Here is a 9,618-nt window from a genome sequence, read left to right on the forward strand (position 1 = left end):
TGCGTGCGCATGCCCCGCGCGGATCGCGCGGCAAACCGGTAATTCAGCGGGAAATTGCACGCGCAAGTCTCCTGAACGTAGCTTCGGTCGTCATGACGGGGCGCTTTTCAACAGCCTGCTAGGCGGTTGGAGCCATGTTCACGATTGTCGTCGGTCCCATTGGTGTTCGCGACATAAACATCTGCATTGAACGCGACACCCTGCATTCCTTTGCCGTCTCGTGCGGCACCAATGGCTCCGCTTACCTCGGTTCCATGCGAGTCATTCACATCATCGACATGCGATCCGGGAACATTGAATACGTCACCCTTCTTGACCGGGATCGTCGAATCGTCGGCATAAAACTGGAACCCGTCTTCATAGTATGTACCGATAGTAGACACAGGATGGATCCGAGGTCCTGACAGTTCGGGATGTGTCGTATCGACGCCTGAATCCAGCACCCCGACTTTTATGCCTCTTCCGGTAAACCCCATCGCATACGCGTATTGCGCCTTCATCGTGCCAGCCGACCAGCTCGCCTTGAATTCTTTATCGTTGCCCCAAGATTTGGCGGCTTGCTCCAGGCTGTCCGTTTTGCTACCGTCGGCATTCGTATAGAGTCGTTCCTGACCGAATGCTGGCTTTAGAAACAGAGATCCCACAAGAAATACATGAAGCAATGCGATCGACCTTGCCTTATACATCGCTTTAGCCTGTGTGTCGGTATGATCGACGCTTAGAGCCGCCATCGTACCGGCGGAAGGAAGTCGTTCGGGCTGCAAGCAACGATTGCGCGATACGTATCGACAGGGATCAAGCGTGCGGCTGACCATATGCACAAGGTCGATCTGTAACGCGAGCGTGAAACGGCGGAGGTGTCGGCGATGATGAGCATGGCTCAACGAGCGGTTATTGGCAAAAATTGTGCGGTGTCCGGTAGGAGACTCGAGCTGGTGGGACGCATGCGAGATGGTTCGCATTCCGAACCAAGGCACTCGCCAGTGTTTCATGCCGCCCACCCCGCTAATAAACGACCCCACGCCAAGAACGCGGGGTATTCCCAGTGGTGCTTCCACGGAGTCTTCGGACCCCATTGAGCTTCGAGCTCGTACATCGTTGGGCTTGTCCCAGCCGGCTCGACCGGAGCCACCTTACTCCCTCAGCGCCACGCAGTCACCCATACCACTCGTCGGTCTGCGTCGCTCAGCCGCTAGTTTTCAGAGCGCTGATCTTTTGCCACTTGCGGCATATCAGTCGTAAGAGTTTGTTGGCAGGGTGGTCGCCCGGCTTTCGAAGCATGACGACCTCCGTTTGCCGAGACCGATGGGCTTTTCACGTTTCGCGTAAAGCCTTGCGCGCCGTTCAACGGTTGGCCAGTGCAAACAGTGTCGTGATCTGCGCGGTGCTCTTCATCAACCCTCGATACGGGGCCTTCGTCTATCCAAACTGCTGCTGGTTCCTTCTTCATCTGGTGCGTCTCCGGGCCCCGTGTATCAGAGCCGTTCTTTGTCGAACTGGGTGCCGAAATCAAGATCGTATCGACCGCCGACCCTGCCTTCAGCATCAAGCCTTGCTCGCTCAGGATCTCATTGACCAGCGTGCGTATCACGCGGCCAAGCCGTGTGTTGCGAGGAGGTGACGGAACCGGAGAATCGCACTCTCGCCAGCCAAACGCGTCATACCCTTGTCTAATCCCGAAAACCCCCTGTGCGCACACAAGCAAAGATCGAGACTGCAGGCCCTATGGGATTGCTGCCATCATGGCACCGATCGCCCATCACATAGATATAAAATGTTTTTTGATGTCCGCGTGATTCTCTAATACCGCCCAGGCAGTATGACTTTCAACTGGTTGCGCGTTTTCGTTTTTGAAAACACGCAACCAGTTGCTGGTAAGAAGCGCTCATGAGGAAGGGGCCGGTTGCGAGTTGTAGCCGAGATCGGCAAGCCGCTTGAGCAGGCGTTGGATGGTTTTGCCAGTGTCGAGCCGGCTGAAGTAGTCGGTACCGAGGCGAGGTCTGCATAGACGACGCCGTTGGAAAGCATGAAAGGCCACCCGATTCGCGGATATCTTGCGCGGCGGCGGGAACTCATTCTCGCGCACCAGCTTTTGAATCGTCGCTTCCGATAGCGATACGAATGTCGCCGCCGCATGCAGGTCGAGATAGACCGGCTTCGCGCTAATGGTTGTCGTCTTCGTTGTCATGTTTCAGACCCTTCCCTTTTGATATCGGGGCCGCCGGGCTCCGAGAAACAGACCACTGCCGCCCCTCAGATTGACGGGCTATACGGCGCCTCGCCATTGATGACGCGCTTCGCCTGCTCTTTAACTCGCAGACAGACTCAAAGCAGAGGAAGGCGCCGTCTGCGGTCAGCATGCGATCCCATACGCCCTCGCTGTCCTGATAGATGATGACGTACTCATCAACGCGAAAGCCATCGGCGACCAGATCGGCGATGACGCGCTCGGCGTCATTGGTTACGGAGCGCGCGCCATCGTTGTGATCGATGATGCAGATAAAGGGCGGTTCGACGCTATACGAGTATTGCGCGCGCGAATGTAGGTACATCAGGTTTCCTCCGGGTCAATCGATAGCGCGAGACGCAACTGCCAGCGCTCGCGCGCCTTCATCGCCGCTGCGGGCGGCGAACATTCCTCGTCCTGCATGTACGTCGATATCGCGCTCGCCAGATACTCGTGCCCGGCCAGCCGTTGCCGAAGCGAAACGAAAAGTGAAGGATCCTATGCAACGTGCTGCGGATGTCACGCAAGCCAAAAGAAGCTCACGAGAACTGGTATCTGGTCGACGCTAATATTTTCAAGACGTCGCTGCAGTACTGGCGAGGGCATGTCAACCGGCTCGGAGACTATCTGCCGGATCTGCAATGCCCCGTTCCACTGCTCGATCCGACCATCGATTTCGCAGTCAAATCAGCAGCTTAGGCCGAGATGTGGCGGATTTTTAGCGAATCCCGGCCGGACCTCAAATGCCCGCTGCGCAGCCACGACATGAAATCGGCGTAAATTTGCTTCGACGCGGACGCGGCCTCGTCCGCCGCAGGAAGGCCGTGCGATTGCCGGACCGACCGGAACGCGTTGAACCAGCCGTAAAGGCTGTCGGCGAACAGCGCGGACAGGTGTGTGGCCAGCCCAGCGCTCACGTCGTCTCGAACCGGCGCGGCCCAAAGCGAGCTATCCAGATCGCGGGCGATACGATCCCATATGGCACGGCCCAGCGGACGAAAGAGATCAGCAAACGGGACATTGCTGTCGTCGCGGCCGCCCGATGCCGCGTCGCCCGCACAAACGAGTGCAATCCACGCGGGCAAGCGATCCGCCCAGTCAGGCAGCGCGGCGCGACCGGCCTGCCTCGCAGGGCCGAGGCGCAGCACCGCCTGGTGCTCGCACAGCCCGAGCCGTTCGAGATAGGTGTCGAAATGGTGCGCGTGATCCTTCGCGGCCAACCGGCGCCAGGACGCGAAAGCGGCAGCCTCCTTGTCGCCCCCGACGCCACCGGCGTCGGGGGGGCAGGTCAGGCGCTCGCCTAGCCACCTGCTGCGAGCGACCCAATCGCGCAACGTCGATTCCGCGAGTGGAGGAAGAAGCGTGACGACTTGCGCGTCCATCGCGAACCTCTCCGTCAGCCCCGACACCCGCCGCAGGTGTGCACGCTCTTTTCGGTGCTAGTCCCCATCGTACGGTCGGATCGCATTTTCGACCGCGTGCCGGAGGCAGCGGCGCCGATTGCGTGCAAGTCGCAGGTCTCCAGATCCTCGTCCAACGCCAGCGACGGGTCATTCACGGCCGGTGCGGTGTCCGTCGCTTCGACGAGCATCGCTACCAGCATTTCCGGATCGATCGCGTGCACTTCCGTCTCGGCGCCGTTCGGCCGTGCACCTCGCAATGATGAATTGCGGCTTGACGTATGGTCATTCATATCAACTCCTTCAAACAATATCCAACAGGTTTTTATGACGTTCACGCCCATATCGGCGATACGGACACTTATTTCCCTGCGGTTTCGATTTCTTGAACAATGAAATCGACCAATATCGTTAAGTTATTCCTGTTTCCAGAAAACCTCTCATGAAAGGACAAGCCGATCCGTACTGCACGAAAATTTGTATTCAATGCCTTGTCGTTCGAAGCAAGATCGCCATGTCCATCGACATAGTCGGCCAGTCTGTTCAAAGCGCCCAGAGGAATTCCCGTTCTGGTTACGGTCGAGATAACGCACTGAGTGGGTCGGAAAAACCTGCCCGCGCTGCTTCGCACGCTTCGCCGCTGAACAGCAAGCGATAGTCATCAATGGAGTTGATCGCCACCGTCGTTGAGATAGTTTCACCGGGTCTTGAGTCGGGCAACATCATCCCCCGGCAATTTATGCTCGATCTCGAGAGTTCATTTCGGATCCAATTGTGGGCATATAAATAAAATTGTCCATCGCAGAACACGTCGAAAGCGTCCCGAGCAAACCAACTAGGCAATCGGCCTGGCGAATGTTGTTAAAGGAACACGCATATGGAGTCATGGTGTCATGCCTTGCACCTATCCCGTCTCAATGGATCACCACTTGTACGAACGGGTTACTGCGGAAGCGCGGCGGCACGGGTATCCGTAAGACGGGCATGTCCTTTTTTTACTGAGCAGGTCACAAGTTTATCAAAAGCGAGTTTCATGCCAACTCACTCGTTTCCGCCCACATTCGCGACCGTCGGTCAGCCAACGCAATTTTTACGTGGAGGCCTACATTTCAAACCCGACAAACCCGCCGTTTATTGTCTTAGTTGCGACGAGGCCAATTTCGGCGCTGTCACGTTAAATTGTTCGCGGCGCAATAGCGGAGAGGACTCAGATCTGTTCAGAAAACGGAACCCGGCACCTCAATGAAAAGATGCCAAGCGGCGAAGCGTGCGGCGAGCTGATTGCGATAGAGTGAGGTGAGCAGTTCTTCGACGCCGGCTTCGCCCGATCGCTTGCGCCGCCGCGTGAGTACTTCGGTCCCGCTTGTGAACATATAATGCCGAGAACCTAACACCTAGGACAATCACCCTCAAAGACTAATGTGTTGTGTCGGCCATTTCTCCTGTTCTCGGGTCAGCTGGCACGTAAGCTGCTCTGGCTAGGCGAACGTACAAACGTTCGACCAACCGGAAACGCAGTACCTTACTCATTTACTTCGTAGAACTTTCACACCTTGATTGAGCAAATCGTTCAGATTTGCCGCCAACGGCAGGATAAGTTATCCATCAACTCTTGAAATAAGTGAATGCACTCATGTCTTCATACACCATATCCGTGCTCAATGACAGCGGCGCTCCCGCGAATGTCGCTATCTACCAGACGTATCCTAATTTAAAAGCAGGATTGCCACTAGTGTGGCTTCTGCAATCGGTCAACAATGGCAATACCAATAGCTACAATTGGACAGTCGATTGGGCGCTCAACTGGGGCACCTCCGAGCAACCGCTTGTACCGGGCGTCCAGTGGAGTTCTGGCGGCCCGATCCAAAGGATGGATCCAACCACTGCTGGCGGCAACAACGAGATGGGCGTGACTTATGCTAATGAGCAGTTTAAGACTCATCCTGTGGCATTCAACGACCCGCAGGTGCCCAACGGTAGCATGCTGGTCACGACAGACGCGTCGTTTACAGTTTCACAGTCACAAGCAATGAGCCTTGCCGTGTACATGAATTCTCTGCCAACGTTTGCAATGCAAGGCAAACCAAATGGCAAATTTTTGTTTGACACCCACCCGATTTACTGGATCTGCACAACTGAGGCCAAGCAAGGCGTTGCTGTCTCTGGCAGCTTTGTCAGCAGTCCGAAACAATTCGAATTTGCGGGAGGCGTGACTTCGTTGAAATTCAAGCTGACTGATACGTTACAATTCGTCCCGGTCCCGGTATAGCCGGAGCCTGGCAGCCTGCTTTTCGGTGGCTCGGTAAAACCAGTCTGTTTTCAAACAGACTGGTTTTTATTAAGCTCGGCGACAATAAATTGCCAATACGCGCCATCACCGCCAATGCCAAATCAATAAGCGCATATAATATTCATCTATATCAATTACCTTGACGCATTCATTTTCTCCCGAGAAGAAGAAGGATCGACATTTTATCATGACCTATTCCGTGACCGTCACCAATAGCAGTGGCGCACCGCAGAACGTTGCGATATTTCTGGCGGACACTTTCGGCAAATGTTGCTTTTCACTGGTCTGGCTACGAAGCAGGATCAATGACAAAGGCAACCACCAATTCAAGTGGGACGATACTGCTTACGGACTTGGTTGGGGAAATGCCACAAAATCAATTGATGTAGGTGCGCAATTCCAGTCCGGGCAAATGACGTCAGCCTTCCCATTCACCGCAAAGGGCGAAAACTCGCTTCCAATTGGATATCAAAACGGCAGCTTCTATTCTGGACGGCCATATTTTGATAACCACCTTATGGGTAAACTTCGAATTAATACAGATAGAAGTTTCACGGTAAGCGATGCGTTGACCATGGGTGTTGCGCTATACATTGACTCTAATCCCGCGCTAGTTGCGCAAGGCGCCCCGAATACACAGTACATTTTCAATATTTTTCAGTTTTCCTACTATTTAATAGTCACCGACTGCGCACTGGGAACCGTCCTGCCACAGTCAGATGGGCAAGGCAGAATGAGCGCGCCGACGTTGGAATTAGACAGCATGACCCCCGCGACGAGGGTCGATTTCGGTCCCGGGGCGACAAGCCTGAAATATGATCTGAACGGGACTCTCGATTTTCAAAAAACATAATGTGCTCATAGCCCATCTTGGCGGCGACGCAAGCCGGTCGCGTAGAACGTATTACAGTAAATGTCTCACCTTTGCGCCAGTAATTCTGTCAAACTGCGATGCAGTTGCCTGCGTGGGCGCAGCGAGCCTTGTTGGACAACGCTTTGCCCAGATGGCGCGGATCATCTGGGCAGTCCTTGCACACAGGCGGGTTTTGTCGCGGTAAGGCCGACCGGACGACAGAGTCCGGTATGGTGAGGAACGCTTATGCGGCAGTGAATAGAACTGCTGTGCGGGAGTTTGATCGGTCCCGCCGTCATCCATCTGCCCCTTGACGATCATGTGCATTGTTTCAATACCACCCAACAGGATGCGGGCGCCGGCCGCCCCGGCCCAATCTCGCTGGCCGCGCTCTGCTCAAGCTGGCCGGGCCCCTGTTGAAGCAGGCACAAGATGTCAGCAGCAAGCTTAGGGACACGTCGCGAGGCGAAACCCTGCCGGTTCGACTTGGATGCGTTGACTCGTTCGCTGCCACCGTCGGTCCGGAGTTGATTCGCGCCATGTCCGGATCAACCCGTCAAATTGAAATGTGGTCTGGGCTTACACCAGCCCTTTCAGCGCAAATTCATCAGCGCGAGGTGGACGTCGTGGTTTGCACTCAGACCACAATTACCGACACACGACTGGTCGAAGTTCCGCTTTTATCAGAGGCTTTTCTCGCAGTCGCTTCTCGCCGCTGGTTCGAGAGGCATAAGGGAGCAAATCCCGAATGGGGAAGCCTGGCTGCCGAACTGCCGCTGATTCGATACACGGCGCGTTCAGTAATTGGGCAGCAGGTTGAGCGGTTAGCTCGACATCTGAACATCGGCAGCGCTCGTCATTACGAATTCGATGCGACGGACCCGCTGCTGAGCCTTGTCAGCGCAAACCTCGGTTTTGCCATTTCCACACCGCTCTGCCTTTGGCAAGCGCGCCACTATCTTGACACTTTAGTCGTATTTCCTCTTTCCAGGAGCCATCTGAGTCGGCGGGATTTTTTCATTTTGCACAGGCGTGCCGAGTGGGACGAACTCGTGGACCAGATCTCGGCCCTTACCGGAAACGTCCTCGACGAGCTGATCCGTCCTGCGCTCAAAAAACTGTTACCGCAGATGCCTGCGACCGCGCTACAACAGTCAAACATAACGAGGACTCATCGTGACAAAAGTATATGATTTGACGCGAGGGAACGCCCTGCTACTTATTTCGATTCCCCATCTCGGGACAAACATCCCAGACGACCTACGAGAGAAATACACCGACGCCGCGCTAAGGCTTGCCGACACTGGCTGGCATCTCGACAAACTCTACGAGTTCGCGCATAAGCTCGGGGCGACGGTCACGAGTGCGCACTTGTCCCGCTATGTCATCGATTTGAACAGACCATCTTCCGACGAGAGTCTTTATCCCGGGCAACAGACCACCGGCTTATGTCCGGAGCAGACGTTCCGTGGCGAGACTGTCTATCGCGATAGGCAGACTCCGACGGCAGATGAAAAGAATTTGCGAGTAAAGTCATACTGGCAACCGTACCATGATCGCCTTGTAGAAGAACTGCGTCGACTTCGCGAGGAACATCCGCATGTACTTCTGTGGGAAGCGCATTCGATTGCGAGCGTTCTACCGCGGCTGTTCCAGGGCAAACTCCCAGGTCTGAACATCGGAACGCAGGACGGCCGCACTGCGGCCGATTCGGTACTTCAAGCTGCAATCAATGCAGCAGCGGAAAGCGGGTATTCCTGGATTAGCAACGGCCGATTCAAGGGCGGGTTTATCACCCGTCATTACGGAGTGCCGTCATCCGGTATCCATGCCATCCAGCTTGAGATGTGTCAGAGTACTTACATGGACGAAAATCTTCCGTTTCACCTAATCCCGGATCGTGCGCGGCTGGTTATACCAACATTGGAAACAATGGTCGGTAGGTCAATGGATGCAGTCAGTGCATTGTGAGATCGTCCCGTTGCGATATTCAAAAAGTGTCCGGCCCCTGCAATGTCAAATCGATGCGGGCAAGCAGCGAAGGCCCAAGTACCGGAACTCGCCGTCGTAAAGGACCTGTTCGCAAAGACGTCGGCTCAGGTGAACAATCGCGCTGAAAATAGTCACCCGCTCACGCGCCACGATGCAGGTTTTCCGCGAGCCACGTCGCAGGCAGGCAGCGTGCCATGGAATCCCGGCCAGGCCTCTATTTACGCACGCTGCTGCTTCATGGCGCCCGTTCAGTGATCTCGGCCTCGAAGCATCTGCCGGAGCGTCTGCGTACCCTCCTGGCGCGACGACCAACCAACGTCGTTGCCGTTGCGCTCGCCAACAAGCTGGCGCGAACGATCTGGGCGCTGCTGGCGTACGGCCGAACGTATCAGGTGGCACCGGCGCAGTAATCACGCATTGAAGCCCTTTAACCCATCCACTGTTGCATAGGTGAATTGAACGATGGCAAGACAGGTTGGACCACGCAAAGGCAAGCCTGAGACATTTCTCGGATCTCGAGTTCACCATTTAGATTAGGACCTTTGCGGCGAAATCCATCGGGGCCGGCGGGGAAAATCCCGCGATAGAGTCCGGATATAAGTCCGCAACCACCCTCCTCGCCACGCACAATCGGCTTGCAAATGGGAGGCGACCATATAAGAAATGTCGTGTTTCCGCTAAGAGCCGCTAACACAAGTCATCAACGAAGCGCGAGCAGATAACGGCAGTAGCCAAGGAAAGCAAAGCACTATGAATGTCGAGACGCCGTTCGAAACGAATGCGCAGTTCGCCGAAACCGGCAAACCATGCATGCGTGCGCTCGACCACTCAGCGATGCCGCCCGAGCCGCTCCTTG

Annotated in this window: 10 protein-coding genes and 5 pseudogenes; 7 read left to right on the forward strand and 8 right to left on the reverse strand. The window is 55.4% G+C overall.

All coding sequences use genetic code 11. The annotated features are described in order from the left end of the window. Positions 1 to 107: 107 nt before the first annotated feature. From AB4Y34_RS39690 to AB4Y34_RS39705, 4 genes and pseudogenes are all read right to left on the reverse strand, one after another. A complete protein-coding gene (locus AB4Y34_RS39690) occupies positions 108 to 1,058 on the reverse strand; it encodes a S8 family serine peptidase (protein WP_368719115.1) in 951 nt (316 codons plus the stop codon). 401 nt (positions 1,059 to 1,459) lie between these two features. Next, a pseudogene (locus AB4Y34_RS39695) lies at positions 1,460 to 1,710 on the reverse strand (IS5/IS1182 family transposase); the annotation flags it as partial. Between the two features lie 175 nt (positions 1,711 to 1,885). Next, positions 1,886 to 2,188 carry an AlpA family transcriptional regulator gene (locus AB4Y34_RS39700; protein WP_255209103.1) on the reverse strand — a complete coding sequence of 101 codons (303 nt, stop codon included), beginning with the start codon at positions 2,186 to 2,188 and terminating at the stop codon, positions 1,886 to 1,888. After that, a complete protein-coding gene (locus AB4Y34_RS39705; RefSeq protein WP_176112654.1) occupies positions 2,163 to 2,552 on the reverse strand; it encodes a hypothetical protein in 390 nt (129 codons plus the stop codon). Before AB4Y34_RS39705 ends, AB4Y34_RS39700 begins: the two co-directional genes overlap by 26 nt. A gap of 191 nt (positions 2,553 to 2,743) precedes the next feature. Here AB4Y34_RS39705 and AB4Y34_RS39710 point away from each other — a divergent pair, with 191 nt between their 5' ends. Then, positions 2,744 to 2,926, forward strand: coding sequence for a hypothetical protein (locus AB4Y34_RS39710; protein WP_176369601.1), 183 nt, complete (start codon positions 2,744 to 2,746; stop codon positions 2,924 to 2,926). Here AB4Y34_RS39710 and AB4Y34_RS39715 read toward each other — a convergent pair. Further along, positions 2,923 to 3,609, reverse strand: a complete 687-nt coding sequence (locus tag AB4Y34_RS39715) for a hypothetical protein (protein WP_176369600.1) — start codon at positions 3,607 to 3,609, stop codon at positions 2,923 to 2,925. The genes AB4Y34_RS39710 and AB4Y34_RS39715 overlap by 4 nt on opposite strands. 14 nt (positions 3,610 to 3,623) lie before the next feature. Further along, on the reverse strand, positions 3,624 to 3,965 hold the full coding sequence (locus AB4Y34_RS39720; protein WP_368719116.1) for a hypothetical protein: 342 nt from the start codon (positions 3,963 to 3,965) through the stop codon (positions 3,624 to 3,626). Between the two features lie 1,295 nt (positions 3,966 to 5,260). On the opposite strand from AB4Y34_RS39720, the gene AB4Y34_RS39725 reads away from it, so the two are divergent. Both AB4Y34_RS39725 and AB4Y34_RS39730 read left to right on the forward strand, forming a co-directional pair. Beyond that, complete coding sequence (locus tag AB4Y34_RS39725; RefSeq protein WP_176369598.1) at positions 5,261 to 5,896, forward strand: hypothetical protein; 636 nt, start codon at positions 5,261 to 5,263, stop codon at positions 5,894 to 5,896. A gap of 208 nt (positions 5,897 to 6,104) precedes the next feature. Continuing rightward, a complete protein-coding gene (locus AB4Y34_RS39730) occupies positions 6,105 to 6,770 on the forward strand; it encodes a hypothetical protein (RefSeq protein WP_368719117.1) in 666 nt (221 codons plus the stop codon). Positions 6,771 to 7,022: 252 nt separating this feature from the next. Here AB4Y34_RS39730 and AB4Y34_RS39735 read toward each other — a convergent pair. Continuing rightward, positions 7,023 to 7,127, reverse strand: a pseudogene (locus AB4Y34_RS39735) (IS6 family transposase); the annotation flags it as partial. Between the two features lie 59 nt (positions 7,128 to 7,186). On the opposite strand from AB4Y34_RS39735, the gene AB4Y34_RS39740 reads away from it, so the two are divergent. The 4 genes and pseudogenes from AB4Y34_RS39740 to AB4Y34_RS39755 form a co-directional block, all read left to right on the forward strand. Continuing rightward, on the forward strand, positions 7,187 to 7,963 hold the full coding sequence (locus AB4Y34_RS39740; RefSeq protein WP_255215279.1) for a LysR family transcriptional regulator substrate-binding protein: 777 nt from the start codon (positions 7,187 to 7,189) through the stop codon (positions 7,961 to 7,963). Then, positions 7,947 to 8,741, forward strand: a complete 795-nt coding sequence (hutG, locus tag AB4Y34_RS39745; protein ID WP_176369595.1) for an N-formylglutamate deformylase — start codon at positions 7,947 to 7,949, stop codon at positions 8,739 to 8,741. Before AB4Y34_RS39740 ends, hutG begins: the two co-directional genes overlap by 17 nt. Positions 8,742 to 8,804: 63 nt before the next feature. Then, a pseudogene (locus AB4Y34_RS39750) lies at positions 8,805 to 8,949 on the forward strand (IS6 family transposase); the annotation flags it as partial. A 28-nt stretch (positions 8,950 to 8,977) separates the two neighbouring features. Continuing rightward, positions 8,978 to 9,172 (forward strand): annotated as a pseudogene (locus AB4Y34_RS39755) (IS110 family transposase); the annotation flags it as partial. A 277-nt stretch (positions 9,173 to 9,449) separates the two neighbouring features. On the opposite strand, the pseudogene AB4Y34_RS39760 reads toward AB4Y34_RS39755, so the two are convergent. Continuing rightward, positions 9,450 to 9,618 (reverse strand): annotated as a pseudogene (locus tag AB4Y34_RS39760) (IS5/IS1182 family transposase); the annotation flags it as partial.

Source organism: Paraburkholderia sp. BR10954, assembly GCF_040965775.1.
GTDB lineage: Bacteria > Pseudomonadota > Gammaproteobacteria > Burkholderiales > Burkholderiaceae > Paraburkholderia > Paraburkholderia youngii.